Origin of the sequence: Anaerococcus ihuae (assembly GCF_928368155.1) — a bacterium.
GTDB lineage: Bacteria > Bacillota > Clostridia > Tissierellales > Peptoniphilaceae > Anaerococcus > Anaerococcus ihuae.
Genome location: NZ_CAKMRU010000001.1, coordinates 288222 through 307784, shown reverse-complemented (window position 1 = coordinate 307784; position 19563 = coordinate 288222). Strand labels below are relative to the sequence as shown.

17 protein-coding genes and 3 pseudogenes are annotated in these 19563 nt (G+C 30.8%); 1 reads left to right on the top strand and 19 read right to left on the bottom strand.

Features of this window, described 5'->3' with window-relative positions:
* The 17 genes and pseudogenes from L6653_RS01405 to L6653_RS01325 form a co-directional block, all read right to left on the bottom strand.
* On the bottom strand, window positions 1–861 hold the full coding sequence (locus tag L6653_RS01405; RefSeq protein WP_236785138.1) for a CD1107 family mobile element protein: 861 nt from the start codon (window positions 859–861) through the stop codon (window positions 1–3).
* Between the two features lie 14 nt (window positions 862–875).
* Window positions 876–3227: a leucine-rich repeat protein gene (locus L6653_RS01400; protein WP_236785136.1), complete on the bottom strand. Its 2352-nt coding sequence runs from the start codon at window positions 3225–3227 to the stop codon at window positions 876–878.
* On the bottom strand, window positions 3214–3453 hold the full coding sequence (locus L6653_RS01395; protein WP_001080402.1) for a hypothetical protein: 240 nt from the start codon (window positions 3451–3453) through the stop codon (window positions 3214–3216). Before L6653_RS01395 ends, L6653_RS01400 begins: the two co-directional genes overlap by 14 nt.
* A gap of 14 nt (window positions 3454–3467) precedes the next feature.
* Window positions 3468–6047, bottom strand: coding sequence for a CD1108 family mobile element protein (locus L6653_RS01390; RefSeq protein WP_236785134.1), 2580 nt, complete (start codon window positions 6045–6047; stop codon window positions 3468–3470).
* A 7-nt stretch (window positions 6048–6054) separates the two neighbouring features.
* Window positions 6055–8478, bottom strand: a complete 2424-nt coding sequence (locus L6653_RS01385) for a VirB4-like conjugal transfer ATPase, CD1110 family (protein ID WP_305854532.1) — start codon at window positions 8476–8478, stop codon at window positions 6055–6057.
* The gene (locus L6653_RS01380) at window positions 8369–8779 is read right to left on the bottom strand and encodes a PrgI family protein (RefSeq protein ID WP_236785132.1); all 411 of its coding nucleotides are present in this window, start codon (window positions 8777–8779) and stop codon (window positions 8369–8371) included. The genes L6653_RS01385 and L6653_RS01380 overlap by 110 nt, the downstream gene beginning before the upstream one ends.
* Before the next feature lies 1 nt (window position 8780).
* Window positions 8781–9071 carry a hypothetical protein gene (locus L6653_RS01375; RefSeq protein WP_236785130.1) on the bottom strand — a complete coding sequence of 97 codons (291 nt, stop codon included), beginning with the start codon at window positions 9069–9071 and terminating at the stop codon, window positions 8781–8783.
* A 9-nt stretch (window positions 9072–9080) separates the two neighbouring features.
* Window positions 9081–9944, bottom strand: coding sequence for a VirB6/TrbL-like conjugal transfer protein, CD1112 family (locus tag L6653_RS01370; RefSeq protein WP_000466914.1), 864 nt, complete (start codon window positions 9942–9944; stop codon window positions 9081–9083).
* Between the two features lie 10 nt (window positions 9945–9954).
* A complete protein-coding gene (locus L6653_RS01365; protein WP_000394204.1) occupies window positions 9955–10170 on the bottom strand; it encodes a Maff2 family mobile element protein in 216 nt (71 codons plus the stop codon).
* 1 nt (window position 10171) lies between these two features.
* Window positions 10172–10486: a single-stranded DNA-binding protein gene (locus L6653_RS01360; protein ID WP_236785129.1), complete on the bottom strand. Its 315-nt coding sequence runs from the start codon at window positions 10484–10486 to the stop codon at window positions 10172–10174.
* 332 nt (window positions 10487–10818) lie between these two features.
* Complete coding sequence (locus L6653_RS01355) at window positions 10819–11595, bottom strand: hypothetical protein (RefSeq protein WP_236785127.1); 777 nt, start codon at window positions 11593–11595, stop codon at window positions 10819–10821.
* 87 nt (window positions 11596–11682) lie between these two features.
* Window positions 11683–12609 carry a hypothetical protein gene (locus L6653_RS01350; RefSeq protein WP_236785125.1) on the bottom strand — a complete coding sequence of 309 codons (927 nt, stop codon included), beginning with the start codon at window positions 12607–12609 and terminating at the stop codon, window positions 11683–11685.
* Window positions 12610–12680: 71 nt separating this feature from the next.
* A pseudogene (locus L6653_RS01345) lies at window positions 12681–13490 on the bottom strand (VirD4-like conjugal transfer protein, CD1115 family); the annotation flags it as partial.
* An 11-nt stretch (window positions 13491–13501) separates the two neighbouring features.
* The gene (locus tag L6653_RS01340) at window positions 13502–13687 is read right to left on the bottom strand and encodes a transposon-encoded TnpW family protein (protein ID WP_002838479.1); all 186 of its coding nucleotides are present in this window, start codon (window positions 13685–13687) and stop codon (window positions 13502–13504) included.
* Between the two features lie 101 nt (window positions 13688–13788).
* Window positions 13789–14778: an ORF6N domain-containing protein gene (locus tag L6653_RS01335; protein ID WP_002838522.1), complete on the bottom strand. Its 990-nt coding sequence runs from the start codon at window positions 14776–14778 to the stop codon at window positions 13789–13791.
* 73 nt (window positions 14779–14851) lie between these two features.
* On the bottom strand, window positions 14852–15175 hold the full coding sequence (locus L6653_RS01330; RefSeq protein ID WP_236785123.1) for a single-stranded DNA-binding protein: 324 nt from the start codon (window positions 15173–15175) through the stop codon (window positions 14852–14854).
* A 181-nt stretch (window positions 15176–15356) separates the two neighbouring features.
* Window positions 15357–15671, bottom strand: a pseudogene (locus tag L6653_RS01325) (phage replisome organizer N-terminal domain-containing protein); the annotation flags it as partial.
* A gap of 230 nt (window positions 15672–15901) precedes the next feature.
* Between L6653_RS01325 and L6653_RS01320 the strand changes: the two are divergent.
* A complete protein-coding gene (locus L6653_RS01320) occupies window positions 15902–17071 on the top strand; it encodes an IS110 family RNA-guided transposase (RefSeq protein WP_236785121.1) in 1170 nt (389 codons plus the stop codon).
* A gap of 188 nt (window positions 17072–17259) precedes the next feature.
* On the opposite strand, the pseudogene L6653_RS01315 reads toward L6653_RS01320, so the two are convergent.
* Both L6653_RS01315 and mobQ read right to left on the bottom strand, forming a co-directional pair.
* Window positions 17260–17685 (bottom strand): annotated as a pseudogene (locus tag L6653_RS01315) (phage replisome organizer N-terminal domain-containing protein); the annotation flags it as partial.
* A gap of 81 nt (window positions 17686–17766) precedes the next feature.
* Window positions 17767–19407, bottom strand: a complete 1641-nt coding sequence (mobQ, locus tag L6653_RS01310; protein WP_236785119.1) for a MobQ family relaxase — start codon at window positions 19405–19407, stop codon at window positions 17767–17769.
* Window positions 19408–19563: the final 156 nt, after the last annotated feature.

The window sequence follows — 19563 nt, the reverse complement described above, 5'->3', positions numbered from 1 at the left end:
TTATAATAGTTCATCATCTTCATCTAAAGACTCTTCATGACTTTCTTCATTGTCAGATTCATCTTCTGACTCACTAATATAATCTTCATCATCTTCTTCAAAGTCTTCCAACATTCTATCTTCTTTTACTTTGACTACCTTAAAATAATATCCTGCTCCTATAACTCCTCCAATTACAAGTGCAACAATTAGAAATGAACCTATCCCGCTTTTCTTTTCTTCTTTTACTGGAACAACCGTAGGCTCTTCTTTTTTTACTTCTTCTTTCTTAGGCTCTTCAACCTTTATAGTATTTTTATCTTCTGATTCAATCATATTAAGTAGGTCTTGCTCTCCTACTTCTGTCAATAACCTTACATTATCTTGATTTGATGAGTGATCCACTATTAGGTGCATAGTTTTTCCACTTTTAGTTTGAAATGTTAAAAATTGTCTTACATCTACTGGATTTTCTTTATCTTTTTCTGTATCTCCACTTGGTGTAATATCTTTTCCATTCCTATCTACATTTTCAATTACTGAACCTCTTGCCTTATTTTCTTGTGTCGCAAGATTATTTACTGCCTTTGTATTACCACCTTTTACAAGTGGTGTTTTCTTAGGAGGATTATTTGAAGGCTTATTTGCTTCACTTGTATTTCCTGGTATTCTTGGAACATCTTGATAAGGAATTTCTTCTTTTGACGGTGTAAAAACATCATCTTTCAACATTTTCTCAAATTCTTCTTTTTGTGGTTCATAGATTGATTCGTTTTGACTTTCTATTTGCCCTTCATTTGTCATTGCAAATGTAGTTGCTGGTACTGTAAATGTAAAAAGGAGTAACGCTATGGCTACTCCTAGTTTAATGCTCTTATTCATTTTTCTATCCTTTCTTATTTTACATTTTTAAATACATAGACTGCTTTTCTAGCATTGTCCCATTCTATTGTTTGGTTTTTGCCATCTTTAATATCTCCATGACTTGCTCCAAAAGCTTTAGCAATATTTGAAATTGAAGCATGAATTCTTCCATTTATAATCACTGGCTTAACATCTGAATTGTAGACCTTTCCATCTGAATCTTTCATAACACCAGTATCAATATTTAGTCTTAATGTCTTTTTTGCTAGGATATTATTCTCTTTATTTGAGAAAATAGCTTCACGAGTAGAGTTGTCATACTCAACATTAAAACCTAGAGTATAAGCAATATATCTTACTGGAATCATAGTTCTTCCTTGGTCTACATAAGTTTTTACATCCATATATACTGTTGTCTTACCATCTTTGTTGATAATGTTATAAAAGTTTTTGTCTACTTGGAAAACTGCAAATTCTTTTTCATCTTTAACTTGTTTTTCATCTTGTTGTTCCTCTTGCTTTTTCATTTTATTAAGATCAAATTGATTTAGGATATTCTTATCATCAGCTTTCAAATGTTCGTCCCATTTTTTATCTTGAGATTTCTTATCTTCTTTCTTCTCTTTGTTTTCTTTTTGAAGTTTTAGAAGTTCATCTAATTTTTTAGATAAGTCTTGGTTTATATTTTTTTCTTTTTCATCTTTAGCTTGCTTTTCAAGATCTTCTTTAGCTTTTTTATTTGCTTCCTCGATTAACTTCTTTGCTTCTTCAATTTTCTTATCTAATTCTTCTTTTAGCTTTTTAATTTCTTCTTCAGAAGCTTTTTGTTTTTCTTCTAGTTCTTTAATCTTCTCTTCTAATTCACTTTTTGTATTTTCAGAAGTTTCTTTTAAACTATCAATAGCCTTTTGAAGCTCTTCAATCTTCTTAAAGCATTCTGACTTAGAATTTTCTGTTTTTTTCTTTTTATTCTCTAATTCTTTTATCTTATTATCTTTTTCATCAAGGGCTTTTTCTAAGTCCTTAATTTTATTATCTTTATCCTCTATTTCTTTAGTCTTCTTTGCTAGTTCTCCTTCTAAAGACTCGAGCTTTTCTTGCATTTCTTTGATTTTATTTTCGTTTTTGTCGGTCTTTTCTTTTTCAGATTCTAACTCCCATTTTGTAGATGAATAATCTTCTTTTAGTTTTGCATTTTCATCTTGTAATCTTTTTAATTCATCTTTAAGCTGAGTAATTTCTGCTATTAGTTCATCATTGTTAGAATTTTTAAGTTCCTCAATTTCTTTATTCAATTGGGCAATCTTATTATCTTTATCTCTAATCTCTTCTTCTAGCTTAGACTTTTCTTGTTTTAGTTTTTCTCCATTATCTTTGCAAGATTCTAACTTTTTCTTTAATTCATCTATCTTTGATTGGTCTTCTTGTTTCTTATCATTTAAGTCTTTGATCTGATTTTCTAAGTCCTTAATATTTTTAGTTAAATCATCAATCTTATTGTCCTTTTCATCAATATCTTGCCCTGTTAAATCTGTTTGAGTATCAACGGAATATTTATTTGGATTGTAAATAGTCATCTTTCCTTGATACATATCATTGTTATAATCAAATTCAAGTTCTACACTATCTACATTCTTATCAAAGACAAACTCTCCATTTTCAAACCTTAATCCATTAGGAATAGATTTGAATCCTTGATTTCCGTTGAAACCAAAATGATTTTCGTAAAATGGATTTTGTTTTGGTCTATACTCAACTTCTTGATTATGGAATACTCCCTTACTGTTAATATTTGGATTGCCTAAAACTTTTATAGTGTGCAATTTATTTCTTGAAAAAGCGTATTGTTCAATTGTCTTTACAGACTTTGGTATAGTTATTTCTTGGAGGTTATTTCTTTCAAAAGCATTATGTTCAATATTTACCAAAGTATCAGGTAAAGTCACTTCTCTAAGTCCACAATTGAAAAATGCTAAACCACCAAGATAAGTTAGACTATTTGATAGTTTTACCTCGTCTATACTCGCTTCGTAAAAGGCAGCATAACCTAAATGCTTAACAGAATCAGGAATAATTACTTTATCCCAATGTTTGCCACGTCCAAATTCTCTTTTATATCTAAGTTCATCGTTTGAATGACTTAAGGAATAATTTCCATTTATAGATTTCGTTCCTTCAGGAAATACTAGAATATTTGTCTTTTCTTTCTTTTCTAAGCCCTTATCACTAAAGGCTATTATATTTCCCTCAGAGGAATACATAAAATCATCTTCCGTCCAAGTAACATCAGACTTTGCAAATGCACTTGTATGCACAGTTGATGTCAAAATTAATAAAAGAGCCATAAAAAAGGCTCTTAGTTTGTTCGTATTAAATTTCTTCATTATGAATGTTCTCCTTTTCTTTTAATTTTTCTTCTCTTTTTCTATCATTGATTTTCTCCATTAATTCTTCCAAGCTAATATTGTTCCTCCTAAGAGTTACAATTATTTCTTCATTTTCAACTTGTATTTCTTCATCGCAAATTTCCTTGTATTTTGCATTTAAATCTTTCAATTTCTCTTCTATTTTTTTCTTTTTGTTTCTAATACTAATAAGTTTTCTGTTCACATAATATCTCCCTTCTATCTTGGTCTTCCAAAACCATAAAAGTGTGATTTCCAATATTTTGAATTTATTGATGTGTATTGAATTGGATCTCCTGCGTGAATCATCATTCCGTTACCTGCGTATATTCCCACGTGAGATATTGGTGTTCCACTGTTATATGTTGAATGGAAAAATATAATATCTCCAGGTTGAGCTTCACTTGGACTTACTGGATTACAATAGTCTTTGTATATTCTCCATGCAGTTGTTCTTGGCATTCTTTTTACTCCTGACTTTGTAAATGACCAACATACAAATCCTGAGCAGTCAAAGTTAGATGGTCCACTTGCTCCAAACACATATCTTTTGCCTATATGTTTTTCTGCTTCATTAAAAAGAGCCTTGGCAGTAGCTGAATCAAAAGCAAGACCAGGATTTCCAAAGTTTGGATTATCTACTATTTCTCCTAAGTCCCCATTACCTGATCCAAAAACATCACCCATATTCCCCTTAGCTTCAAGAAGAGCTTCATAATGAACTACATTGTCTGGATAATCTTTAAATATTTCCCTAACAACTTCATCCATTTCTTTTTTCTTTAAAGTTACAATTAACTTTTTATATTCGTACTCTTCTTTTTCATAGCTAGTATAAGGATTGCCACGACTATCATATCTTGTTCTTGCTACTGTTCTTGTTCTAATTTCAATTTCTTCCTTAAAATCAAGCTTATACATCTTATCGAAAAGTTCTTTTAAAATTCCTTTTACTTCAGATGCTGATTTTACTTCTCCACATCTTGAAGTTATATAGGATAAAAGTTCATGGGTATTATGACCAATTTCTCCTTCTTTGTTTATGATATATTCGTCATATCCAGGATGACTTGTTTTTACACTTTCGATTTGTGATTGTAGGTCATATTCCATTGATGAAAATTCTTGATTAACTTCACTTAGAACTGTATCTTGTGATAGGTATGTTGTTGTCATTACTGAGTTTACTAAATTGCTTAGCCCACTCATACCAACACTTTCACCACCAATCATGATTGATAGCATAAGACCTAGTCCTATTACTACAAATAGAACCATCTTACTTTTTCTTACGATTAACTCTTTAGAAGCTTTACCTAAACTTAAAATAGCTTTTTTAACTCTATCTACCAGTCTTGTTTCGTGTTTTTTAGCTATCATGCTCTTCATTTGCTTTCTCTGGTAAAACTTCTTAAATCTATTTTTCTTTATATAGGCATCTGACTTTTTTAAATCTTCCAAGCCACTTTTAAACTCCAACTTGCTTTTTCTCTTTCTTATTTTTTTATCAAGTTTAGATAGCTTTTTTAAGGACTTTTTCTTTTTGTCTAGCTTATACTTCCTTATTCCATGCTGGAGTTTAGAGCTTACATTAGCGACTTTTTCTCCAGATTCTACACCAGTATTGTCAGATCCTGAACTTAGATAATCTCTCACTAACTCTGATGACTTAGCTCCAGATAATAAAACCCCAGAGGATAGACTTCCTTTAGTTTTATTCTTTAAGATATTATCCTTTAGCTTACTTTTAGACTTTTCAAGTTCTCCAATCTTTTTATCGGAGATAAAATCTTTAACATCTTGTGCTTTCTTAGAATCTTTAGTTGTAACTTTCTTAGATTCATTTTTTAAGTCATCGATTTTCTTTCGAGTGAATTTATCACTTTCATAATTTTTTCTCTTGTAGTAAGTCTTCTTCTTGTTAACTTTATTTTGTTCTGAAGCTTTAAGGCTTGTTTCCTTTTCGTCTTTTATAGATTCAAGATTATTGTCTTTAATCTCAGGATTATCAAAAGTCTTATCTGTATCAACTTCACTTAGCTTACTTTCTTTATCTATTTCATTAGAAATTTTTTCCTTATTCTTAAACTTCTTTTCTTGATAAAGTTTCTGCTTTTGCTTTTTATCGATATTAGTATTACTTTCGTTCTTACTTACTTCATCTTTAATAAGCTTATCTTTTCTATATACTCTCTTGCTTTTCTTTGCTTCGTTAGGTTTATCTTCACTTGTCTGGATTCGCTTAGACTCTTTCTCGTTGATTTTGTCTTGGAATTTATCCTTACTATGGATAAGTTTATCCTCGTAATTTTTGATAACTTGTCTTTTACTTGATGGCTTCTTATTGTTTATTGGTTGAGCCTTAGCTGAAATATCATCTGTTGTTAGTTTATTAGAATTAATATTTCTACTGTTTTCACTATCAAAATTTACCTTTTTGAAATCTACATCTAAGTCTTCATCAAGTTTAAAGCTTTCATCTATCCTTATTTCAAGATTAGCTTGTTTTGTTTCTCCAGCCTTATCCTTATTATCTAAAACTTCTTTTCTAATTCTTTCCTTGTTTTTAGCCTTCTGAAAATCTTTTAGTTTATCTTGTTTTTGATCCTTAGCTAATACATTCTCATGAATAAGTTTAGATTCTTTTTCTGAAATTTTATCTCCGAACCTATCCTTAGTTTTAATTATCTTATTGGTATAATCATCTGAATGAACAAGTTTACTATCCATATTTTTTTCAGGAGCGTCCCTATTTCGTATAATTTTCTTTTGAAAATCTTTTTTTAGTTTTTTATCCATATCACACCTACTTAGCTTCTTCTGGTTTTGTTGTCATTAGCTTATATAACATGGTGTCTTTAGGGAATTTATCTATAAATGGAACAATAGTATTTCCAAAGAATAATAGTCCCTCACCTGCGTTTGAATTAGTAATATAGTTTAACTGATAAGGCGATATTTTTAATTTTTTAGCAAGAATATCTCTATCTCCAGATGCTTGATTTAACATTAGAACAAAGTCTGTATTATCAAAGATATTTTCAATTTCCTGACTTGTTAAAAGGTCTTTTACGTTTTGTGTTATACCTGTTGGAATACCGCCCCATTTTCTAAATCTTTTCCAGATTTCTACTGAATATGAAGCAGTTTGTGGATCTTTTAATAAAAGGTGGAACTCATCTATATAGTATCTTGTAGACTTGCTTCCTCTATTTAGGGAAACCTTGTTCCAAACCTGGTCTTGAATTACAAGCATACCTATTTTTTTAAGTTGTGTTCCTAGCTCTTTTATATCAAAACAGAGCAGTTGCCTATTTAGGTCAACATTTGACCTATTATTAAATACATTAAGACTTCCCTTAACATAAATTTCCATTTCTGTTGCGAGCTTTCTACCAACTCCCTCTTCTTGAGATAGGAGCATATCGTATAAATCTCCTAATATAGGCATATTTTCTGGTTTTGGGTCTTCAAAATACTTTTGATATATCTTTGGTAAGCACCTATCTATAACAGATTTTTCTGCAGCAGTAAGACCAGATCCTCCTACTACAAGTTCAAGCATAGACATTATGAAATTTGCCTTATCCTTTAAAGGTGCGTCCCCATCTCCATAGTTCATATTAATATCTAATGGATTTAGATAGTCCTTTGACTTTGCCGAAACTTTAATAACTTCTCCATTAAATTGTTTTACAAGGTTTGAATACTCGCCTTCAGGATCACAAATAATTACATCATCGTCTGTTACAAGAATTGCATTTGCCATCTCTCTCTTTGCTGAGAAAGATTTACCAGAACCTGGTGTACCTAATATTAGTCCGTTAGGGTTCTTAAGTTTCTTTCTATCTGCCATAATCAAGTTTTGGCTAAGGGCATTTAATCCATAGTACAAAGAATTTGCTGAATCAATAAATAGCTCTTCTGTTGTAAAAGGCATAAAAACTGCCGTTGATGATGAAGTTAAAAATCTTTTTATCTCGACTTGATTAACTCCTAGAGGTAAGACAGAAACAAGTCCTTGCTCTTGTTGGTGAGATAATCTTTTTACCTGACAATTATGTCTGTTAGCAATTGATGAGATTTGAGCAATAGTATTTTCTAATTTTTGATTAGTCCTAGCAAAATTCATCATTGCTATGGTAACTACAAAGAGCCTTTCATCTCTATTCTGTAAGTCAGATAACATGGACTTAACATCCGCACCAAAGGTATTTATATCTGAAGGAATAATATCCATATCATATCCTGCTCGAACTGCTTTCTTTTGTTCTTCGATTTTCATTCTGTCCAGGTCTGTGTTTTTTCTCTTAATGAGTTTAATAGCTTCTGCTTGTTCAACTACATCTATATGAAAAGCTACATAAATATTGTCATCAATATCTAAAAACTCAGATAACATTCTGTCTGATAACTCACTTGCAAGTATTTGAAAATGGCTTACTGCTCCAATGAATTTCCCAAATTTAAAATTATTTGCTGGTGCAAAATTAAAGATATCGGGAGTTATATGTGACTTTGTAGACTCTTTCTTCTTCAAATCTTTATATGAAAAATCAAAGTTTTTGTCTGGATTTAACATATCATGAACAAGTCTTAGTCTTTCTTCGCCATAAAGACTTTCTGCTCTAACTCCCATAGATTTAAAGTTGGATAAAATATCTACTTCAAGTCTATTTAACTTTGCTCTTGCTTGCTCTAGGTTATCGGCTTCTGTTGTAAAGGTTATATACTTCATCTTTTTAAGTCTGTTATTTCCCTTTGCAAGTTGAAGCTTTAACATCTCCCTAAACTCTTTTCTTACATCGTCATAAAAGTCTCCCTTATCAGCAATTTTAATTGCATCTTGTAGGTCTCTATTTCTTCCTAATTGATTTACATATGAAAGTTCAATGTGGACACTTGGATCAAAAGAATTTAAAAAGTTGGCAAATTGGTTAAAGATTAAATCTCTATCTTCTTCCAATGCCAACTGGTAGTTTATATCTTGAAATGAAATTGTCTTTGAATAATTTTTTTCATCTAACTGGCAAATGCCCTCCGGTAACATTCTTATATAGGGAATAGTATCCTCAACAGTAAATCTCTTTTTCTCTTTCTTTAAAATTACACTTAGAAGACTATTTGTTGGATCTTTCTTTGTTTTTAGCCTTCTTACTTCCTTTCGGTCTTTTTTTAATTGTTTTTCCCTTAGATTTAAGTCGCTGATTTGCTTTTTTCTTTGCTTCAAGGTATTCCTCCTTTCTTATTCTCTTAGTTGGTTGATAAAACTTGTGAAGATAGAAAAATTTAAAATATTTTTCAAAAGTTAAAGTGTCTTTTTCATATAAGGTTATAAAAAAGATTGGCAGGGTTACTATTAGCATTGCAATGATTGAAACATCATTAGGTAGATATTTCTTCATAAATAGATAGGTTGGTATGCCAATTAGTCCTGCCACAGAAAAACCTATAAGTTGTCTTTTGGTTAAGTTAAAGGCAACCTTTGTTTTAATCTTGTCCAAATCTTTTGGTATTGGTACATACGCCATTTTAATATCCCTCTACTTCTTCTTTGGAAAGTTCAAGTATATGGTCATAATTAGATGTTGTTTCCTCTTCTAGGTAGCTAATTCTTTCTTCTAATTCTTCTTGTTTTTCTTCATTTCTGTCATTATATTCTCCTTGATAAATAACAAATTCATTGTGACATCTTCCGAGTCTATTTATTCTCCTCTTTAAGTTTCTAATCTCTTCATTTCTTTTTTTCTCTTTTAAAATTTCATAAGTTCCTCCCAATAAAATTCCAAGTCCCAATAAAGCACAATTTTTCTTTTTTAACATTTATTCCTCCTAGTGCGTATTCATAATACTTTTTGCAACTGTTCCACTCTTAAACATCATAAGTCCAAGTAGTAGAGCATATCCTAATATACTAAACAAGCTTGCGTGAATATCTGTAATCTGTACCGTTCTTATTAAAACGGTGTAGATACCTAAACATACCATCAAAAACAAACCTTGTAGTCCCAAGGCAAAAAGTCCCTTGATATAATTTGTTCCAATCTGACCCCATTCTTTATTTCCCATAGTCGCAAATGGTATGGATGATACTGATGAGTAGACATATATTTCAAACATACGCCCATATACTATTAGGGTAATAGTTAAAGATATACATTGAATTGCAATCCTTACAAGGCTTGTTTCAACTAATATCATTATTAATGCACCAACATCTTTTTCTTTCAATGTATCAACCATTGCAACTATCTGATCTCCTGAAACAGTGGCAGAAGTAGTGATTACCCCTGCCGCTTTGTTTACAAGATTTTGTGCCACATCAAAGACTGCCATTGAAAATTCAAAGGCATGGCTTGCAAGGTAGACTGCAATAAACATCTTTATAATGTATTTGAAAAACTCAAAAGTATCTGTATCATGCATATTATTCTTCTGCATAACCATATTTATGAGCTCAATACATAAAACTGCCGTTATGATAAGACCTGCTATTGGAACAATCACATTATCATTAATGTTTTTTATGAAGTTATACACTTCTCCATTCCAACCCATTGGTGTCTTTCCAACATCAGTTGCAATAACCCCTACCTTGTCATTTATATCTAAGAACATGGACTCTAGATTTGCTTTGATACCTCCGAGTAGCATATCCTTAAAGAATTCAGTTAGCTTGTCAAAGATACCAAACATAGACTTTCTCCTAATTTAATGCATTTGCAAGTAGTGGAATTAATTTGATACCGATTAGTACAATTCCCCCACCAGCCATAAGCTGCTTAATACCTTGAGATTTAGCACCAGGGTTATCATTACCATAACCTTCCATTAAGTTAATAACTCCCCATGCTCCTAAACCTGCACCAATTGCAGTTACAAGTGTCTTTAAAACTCCAACTCCAGCTGTAAAAAATTCCATATTATTCCTCCTCGTTTTCTTTCTCTTTATTTTCTATTTTGTTTAATGATTTAACTATAAAATTCTTGTAGACCTTATCTCCTTTTTTGTTTTCTTTGAAATATCCAAAGACATGGATTAGATTTCCTTTTTCAAATTCTTTTACTATTTCTACCTTTTCTCCATATACTGAGCAATTTGTATATTCTTTGCCCTTGCCATAATTTTTTACAAGAGCAAAATTTGCTACTTGAACACTTTCTCCATCTTTTTCAAATTCTGAAAATTCAGCTTCCTTAACTAAATTTGCATTAATATTTATCATTTCTCTATCCATTAATTTCTTCTCCTTAATCTATAAATTTCAATTAAAAAAGCGACTGAAAAGTTAATTCCAGTCGCCAAGTATTTGTATATTTAGTTGTCTTTTAGGTAGGGCTTCTTATCCTTATCATCTTTTCTCCTTTCATATTTAAGGTAACTAGCATTTTGTTGTGTATATATTAGTGAGAGGCATTTGAAATACTAGTTAGCTTCTCTGCGAGTTTTCCCTATTTATTGATTGCAATATAAATTGAAAATAGGCATGAAAAAGACGATAGATTTTTACTTTTCTATCGTCTAACATGATTTATAAAGTGAAACAAATTATACTAATTAAATTAAGATTCAATATATTTCTTTAAATAAACGAGAAATCAGTACTTGTGCATGGTATCCACCATTAGTTCCAGTACCGGTAACCAATTTGTAATTTTTGCTCAAAATATCAAATAAATCAGTCATATCATAACATGAGTGTTTCTCAAAATTCATAAGGTTAAATATAAACTTATCGTCAGATAATTCGTATACCACTCCTTCATTAAATTCTAATTTACCTGAACCTATATCTCTCATTCCCATAATGTCACTGCTAAAATCTCTTTTTACAAAATATATCTTCCATTTTCCTCTATACTCTAATGCATATTCATCATTAAGAAAATCAAGAAAATCAAATTTTTCATCCATCGTTTCAGAAAGAGAAAGAAACTTTCCGAAAATTGATTTTATGATTTTAAGCCTAGTTATTTTATTAAAGCCCTTTACGATCTTTGGTTCTCCATTTATAGAAAAAAACTTTAAATACGCTTCATCATATTTCCCTAAAAAAGTATTGCATTTTCTACAAAGTGTTCTAGCAGTACGTCCATTTGGATATAGTTGCAGAGATAATTCATTGTCAAAAATATCATCAGAAATTTGTCCTATACTTTCTCCTTGCAGATATCTTTTTTCAATTTTTTTCATTCCAGCAGGCTGAAAAGAATCTATCATTTTAACAATATCTAACAAAACAATATCTTCATTACCAACACTCCTAGCTGGATAATGTTCTTCACTCATTTCATCAAAATCAAATAACTTATGACATAACTTACATTCAATCTTATTACGACTCAAAAAATCACCACCTAAATTTAAATAGAGAACTATATGCTACACTAATAGCCATCTCAAATTAGCAACTAGAATAATTACAATATTTAATCATTCTATTCTCCTCTCCATTTTTAATGGATTTGAAATAAACTCCAGTTCATTATTATTTGCTAAAATTTTCCCTCCTATAAATTCTTGTATAGGAAAAATAGTTTTAACATCAGTATATAATTCTATATCACCTAATTTCTGTAAGTTTATAAGTATTGACTCGTATTGTTTACGATAAAATTCATTGTACGAAGAATGTGATAAGCTCGGAACAGCCCCTTTAACAAAGTCTCTATTATATTCTGGTTTAAAATAATTAATTAGTAATGCCTCAACAATATTAATCATTTGTGCTTTTGATGGAAAATCCTCATAAAAATTATTTTCAAACTCCAATTCATAGTGAGAATCTTCTTTCTTTCCTAAAGTTGTGAATAAATCTAATTGATTTAAATCTAATAGCAATATCTTAACGTCATATTTCAACTTACTAGAAATACAGTCTGCTAAAATTTTTTGCAACTTATCATGATTCTTCAATCTATCAATAGCATCCCTCTTGTTTTTACTTCCTCCAAATGCTTGACCGATATACAATATTCTAAACTTAGGAATAATATCAAGGTTATTTAAATAAAAATAATCAACAGGATACTTATCTACGCCATTCACTTTCATAACTCTCTTATCCATAGAAATTTCCATTGTCAAATTTTTAAATAAATTTTTTTCTTGATCAACTACTGTCCAATTACGTTCAATAATTTCCCCATCTTCCGATTCCAATTTCACAAATAATTTACCATTTTTTTTATCTATAATTTTAGTATCATTAGAAAAATAATATTTTTTAATCCCTAATATAAAATATAAATTAGGATTAAATCCATCAATCATTTTATAATCATTAACATCGCTTGGGTTTATTAATTCGCAATAATTCAACATAAATTCTGATAAGCGATTAGCTTGTATACTAGACATTTACATAAACCTCCTCGTATTATAAATCTATTATAATATACCCATACCGTATAATGCCATAACAGAAAATATTACAATCTTGTAATTACTGTATTTCTATTGAGCTTAACTTTCCCTTTTTTCTTAATATAATCTTCTATATCAAACACATTCTTTTTATCAAAATCTTCAAGAAGCTTATAGTTTTTGTGGTTTGTAATATCAAATTTATCAGATAAGAAAGGTCTTACTCCTCTAAGCTGGTATATACACTTACCACCATCCATTACAGTTATTTCATCTTGGCTCATAAGTTCTTTGCCAGTTTTTTGATAATTTAGACCAAAAGATTTTTGGTTGGATCTTGTTTCTGATGTGTTATATAGATCTATGGTTTCTTTTCCTAAGGTTTCTGATAATTCTTTTACTGTTGTTTTTTCTTTTCCTCCTAAAAAGAGTGTAGAGTCGCAGTTACCAACTATTGTATCTGCATGGTCTTTATAAATTGCTTTTAATTGAGATTGTGCTTGCAGTATTATACTTGCTGATATTTCTCTTGAACGAATTGTTGCAATTAATTTCTCAAATTTAGGAATTAAGCCAATATTTGCAAACTCATCAAGTAGACACCTAACATGAACTGGAAGTCTTCCACCATACACATCATCTGCCTTATCACATAGTAGATTAAATAATTGGGAATACATTATTGATACTACAAAGTTAAAGGTATCATCTGTATCTGATATTATTACGAACAAGGCAGTTTTCCTATCTCCAATTTTATCGAGTTCTAATTCATCTTCACTCATTAGTTCTCTAAGCTCTCTTATATCAAAGGGTGCTAGTCTTGCTCCACATGATATTAGAATTGACTTGGCAGTTTTTCCTGTAACAACTTGTCAAGGACTTTCTAATCATTTTTATCGCCTTTTTGATGTTTTTCCATCTCCATTTCTCTAAGCATGATGCGTTTTAATTTGTCTTGCATGGTTTCCGTTGCATTTTCATTAAAGTGGACAACAACCTCATAGGTTACTTTCCCAATTTTCTTTATCGTCTTTGTTCCTGTATTCTGTTCATTTTTATTTTCTTGCATATAGTTTTCCTCCTGTTTGTTGCAATTAAAAAAGACGATAGATTTTTACTTCTACCGCCTTGCTTAAAGCTCATATAACTGTCTATTCTGTTATCTGCATATTAAATTTTCAAATTCTTATTGTTTAACATTCCACCAAACATTGTATGATACATATCCTTAGAGGATTCTTCTATCTTGGTAATACTTGATATTTTATTTCCTGCGTCCTTTGATGAAGCTCCGCAAAGATAAAAGGCTTCATTTTCTGTTCCATAGTCTATTGCAATATATCTATCGTGATATTTTTTGCCTGCAACCTTCATTTTTAAGTTGATATTTGGATAATCTCTTCTAAAATCATTTAGGATGTTTTTTGTAAGCATATCTTTATTTTTCACATTGTCGCTAAAGACTATAATTTCAACATTGTCTTTTGCAGCTCTTAATAATTCTAAGGTTTTCAAGCCTATATAGTTATCTATTACATAAATGCTTTTCTTTGCTGACTTATATATTTTTGTATAGGCAACATCCGCTTCAATCTTATCTCCATTCATCAAAAGGAAATGCTTGTAAGTGTCCGGATCGATAAAATTATCCATTACTTTTTTCAAATCTTCTTTAGTAGCCATTTGAGATTTTATTTCTGCAATATCATTTGTGTTTTGGTTGGTTTGAATAGCTATTTGGACTAATTCTTTTGAACCGATAAAATCTTGATTTTCAATAATGAAGTCTTTCATCTGCTTAAATGTTCTAATTAAGGCTCTGCTTTGCCTAATCGCAAGTTCTCCCCTTAATACAGTCATAAGCATATAAATACCTTGTTCCGTAAAGGCATTTGGTAGGTACCTTGAGCCGCCCCAACTTGAGGTGAAATTTTTGCACCTCAAGTTTTCAAACTCATTCTCGGTCAATTGAAACATAAAATCTTCGCCTTCAAACTTTTCAATATTATTTTTTACCTGTCTATTAAAGTTTTTAGTTTCATAACCATATATTTCAGCTAAATCTGCATCAAGCATTACTTTTTGTCCACGAATGAAATATATTTTTTCTTGTATAGTTTTATCATCTACAATAACTATCTCTTTATTTTCATCTGCCATGAAATGCACCTCCAAAATTATCTAAATATCTTTTCCAATCCGCCACGCACTGCGTAGCTTTTTGAAATAAGTCTCATATCTTTTTATATTTTTCTACTCCACTTTCAGCTTTTCCGATGTGTTCTACATTTTTCACAAGTCCCTTATTTACATTTTCATAAAACCATCTGCCAATCAAAGCCGGCGGTGTTGCTATTAACTCTCGTAAAACAAATTCTTTGTCTTTCGGCAAAAAGCTTATTTTATTTAGTAAGGTATTATATAAGTCAACATAACTTGTATTTTCTTGTAAACTGCTACACTTACAATATTCACTAATACTTGGGTAATTACCCTCTATAACTTTTTTAGTTAAAATTTTCAGTTCTTCATCGTTTACTGTAAATTGAATTCGCATTTATATATCCTCTCTTTATAACTGAGTTTATTATCATATCACTGTCATTTTATCATAAATACGATGATTTTTCCATACTGCAATTTTAAGCCCTCACATGATGTTTTCACACTTAGCTATATTCTGATACCTCTTTTACCATTAACGCTCTAAAAAAGCCTCTCCACCGTCTTATATGAGATTATAAATGTTCTCCCTTGTCATAATCTTCAAGGGTATATACTGTTGATTTACTGCACTCCTTTAATTTCCCTTTATCTTGTTCATACCAATGAATTAAGGTCGCATAATGGTCTTTGTAGTTTCTTCCTGTGCTTTGCATATAAGTCGAAAGCTTTTCTATCATTTTCTCCCTATGACCTTGCATTTTATCCTTTAACTTTCCATATTCTTCATCTGTTAAGGAAACATTTTTATATTCTCCGTAAAAAACGGGGGATATTTTTTCTATCTCCCCCTCTTTTTCTAACTCTATATCTATTTCTTTCTCTATCTCTTGTATCATATAGTTGTAGTCATTCTATGGAAATTTACAATAGAATATTATACACTAAACATAGTGTTGTGGAATGTTTGATATCTCTATAGCTTTGACTATTTCATGGAGACTACAACCACATAGCTATGTTTTTTTGTTTATTAGTTAGATAGCGCTTGACGCTTTATTGTACAAGGTTACATGACATTTCTTATGTGGATGCACAACTATTTTTTTCGGAGGTTTTTATGATTTTTTTGGGAATTGATGTTTCTAAGTTTAAACATAACTGTTTTCTTTCTGATGGGGATAATTTTGATATGGGGGAACATTTTGAAATTAAGAATTCTAGAGAGGGTTTTGATTTTTTAATTGATAAACTTTCTTCTTATGATAGGGATAATATTAGAATAGGATTAGAATATACTGGTAATTATCATCTCAACTTATCTAGATTTCTTCTTGATTTGAATTTTAATATTCACTTTTTTAACCCTTTTCAAACTTGTCTTTTTAGAAGAGCTGATAGTTTTAGAAATACTAAAACTGATAAGGTTGATGCTTTCTTCATTGCTAAGCTTTTAAAAACTACCTGTGATTCTAATCCTACTCTTTTTGAATTTTATCATAATTATGATCTTAAGTCACTATGTAGGTATAAGTCTATTTTGAAAAGGGATAGGTCTAGATTAAAAAACTCTATTGTTTCTTTTTTGGATATTGTTTTTCCTGAACTTTGTAATGTTTGTAATGATGTTTTTTCTAAGTATGTTCTTGCTATCCTTTATGAGTTTTCTTCTGCTTATGAAATTTCTAAGGCTAATATTACTAGGCTTTCTAATTTAATTAAGAATGCATCTAGAGGTGCTTATTCTAAGGATAAGGCTTTGATTATTAGGGATGCTGCTAGAAATTCTATTGGGTATTTTTCTTATTCTGTTTCTTTTCAATTGAAACAGTCTATTGATTATTTGTATTTTTTGGATAGGAAAATTGATGAGATTAATGTAATGATTAAGCCTTTACTTGATGATATTAATAGTCCTATTATGAGTATTCCTGGTATTGGTATTGAACTTGGTCCTACTATTATTTCTGAAATTGGGGATATTAACAGATTTGATTCTTCTTCTAAGTTGTTGGCTTATGTTGGTTTGGATCCTTCTATAAGTCAATCTGGGACTTTTCATTCTTCTTTTAGTACTATGAGTAAAAGAGGTAGTTCTTATTTGCGTGATAGTTTGTTTAAGGCTGCTTTTATTATTAGTCAAATTGAACCTGTTTTTAAAGAATATTATTTAAAAAAGAAGGCTGAGGGAAAACATCATTATGTGGCTCTTACTCATGTAGCAAGAAAATTGGTTAGGGTAATATTCTATTTATTGAAAGAAAATGAAGTATATGTGAGTAAAGTTTAAAAATAATATTAGAATATTTTAAACCATCAAGCTTGATGGTTTGTTTACTATGCTCATTTTTATGTTATTTTATATTTAAATCTCATATTTAATAGAAAAATAGGTTCATATTTAATGAATATTCATAAAATATAAACCTATTTTTATTAGTTTGATTTTTTTATTTTTTTCTTGACATCCGATAGTTAGTCTCCGTTGCACTTTTGTTGCTTATGTGTTGCATTGGTGTTGCATTGCAACGCTTTTTGTCCTCTCGATTTTCTCGAACGCCTTGTAGACGCTGTTTCTGAACCTATAAGACTTGGGATTTCTGTTAAAAAATACTCGTCATTTTCTGTGATTATCTCCATCAATCCTTGTGCCATAAGATAGTTTACTGTAACCATTACATCATCTTCTGTTTCATCAATCGTTAAGGCAAGCTCTTTGATAAAGTCTGTTTCTACTCCGTCATAATACAGTTTTCCACTATCTTTTAGGCTAAGCAAAAGCAATTTGAGGTAAATGATTGTATAGGTATCTCCTCCTGATATTCTTCTTAGTCTTTTTATTCTCTTGTCTGTAAAAAAATCTTCTTTCAGCTTTAACCAATAGTATCTTCTGTTATCTGCCATTTTTCTCTCCTTTCGTTCCTCTTATGCACCGAAACAGTGCGTCTGCTTATCTTATTTACGATGTTATCCCATTTTGGGACTTCATCTTTCCTCATTCCTGTAATAGTTCTTTGTCTTTTCCTTTCGTTTTTCGTAGGCTTCTTGTTGCTCCTGATATTTCTTAATCTGTGCAATGACACTTTGTTTTTCTCCTCTCTTGATTGCCTTGTCAATCTCAATGGATAAATCTATTCCATAATCCTCATTGACTGTCTTGACGGCATACTTGATATGGTTAATACTTTCGTATTCCTCTTTGATTGATTGAGATTGTCTGTTGAGTTTCGATATTTCATCTTCAAGGCTTTGGATTTCTTTTTTCCAGTCTTTAGACTTAATCGCCGATGAGCCTGTTATCTTTTCAAGAATTGCCCTTGCTCTTTTATATTTATCTATCTCGTCTTTATGGGAATTGTAAAAGCTGTCTTTGAATAGGGATTTACTGTTCCATTCCTCAAAGACTTTTTTGTTATCCTTGATGATGTCCGCATAGGCAAAGCATTTATTTAAGTTTTCTATTCTTGTGGTTTTCGCCTTAATGTCTTGACTAATCTTCTTATTTTGGGATTGTAATGTGCTTATCTTTTCTTGTAGGTCGGCTATGGTTTTAAGATTGTTGTCTTTCAGATATATTCTTGCTTTGGAAAATCGTCTTAGGTCTGCAACTATCTTTTTGTTGCTTGCATAGGGATTTAACTTTCTTGCTTTTTCTCCCTGTAAGTCATAATAAATACTGATGTACTCATAGAGATTAAAGAGTTCCGCCTTGTTCTCATATTCTTCTTTTTTCTCCTGTTTGTATTCATCATATTTTACTTGCAGACTTCCAAGTAACGAGCCTATCCAAGATGTAAGTTTGGATAGCTCCTCTTTTAATTTTCTAAATTCTAAATTCAAGGCGATGATTTTTCTGTTTTGGTTTCCTCTCTCTGTCTGTATGCCTTTTTTCTCCATCTGATAACTGCTTGTGCCTAAATGGATTTGCGGGAGTTCTTCTCTGCCTTGTTCTTTAAAGGTGCGTGGATCTATCCTTTTATTTATGTTGTTACTTGCCAAGTATTCGTTTGCTTTCTTTGAAAAGTTTTCTCTCCACTCTTTTGCTTTGTCATGTTCGTTCCAATCGTTCAGATTTACTTTTCTTGATTTATAGTTTCCGCTTTTCAGTTTTATCTTTTCTCCGTTTTCATCAAGGATATATTCTTTTCTGCATTTCGGTTTCCAATTCCCTTTTTCGTCTATTTCTCTAAGGGTAAGTAGGATATGGGCGTGTGGTTGTTCTTCATGATCGCTTGCCGGCGGATTATGAATATTACAGTCTGCTATCATACCTTTAGAAGTAAAGTTTTCTTCTATAAATTCGCTGATTAATTTTATTCTGTCCTGTTCATTTAATTCTCTTGGAAGTGTAAAAAGCAGATTTCTTGCAAGTTGTGAATTTTTACTTTTCTCTATTTTTTCAACACTATTCCATAGGTATTCTCTATTTGAAAACTCTTTCGGGATATGTTCCGGCAGAAATATTTTTGAGAATACAAGGTCTTCTTTTTTAGAATAGTCATGTGTTTTTCCATAGTATTCATCTTGTAATTTATCTCTTGCATTGTATGCAGCTTTTGCAATCACGCTATGCCCTTTTGACCTTGCCACAATATCTACATGGGTATGCAAACTTTTGATTTCCATTGTCTTTTCCTCCTTTATCTGTTTTCAATTTTGGGATTTTACTATCCTAATGTTCAGGTCGTATCTTCGCTCCCTTTTTCAAAGGGCGCAAAGATACACCGTTTGACTACGGTGCTTTGCGTTCCTGCGGAAAGCTTATAGCTCCGCTAAGGAAAC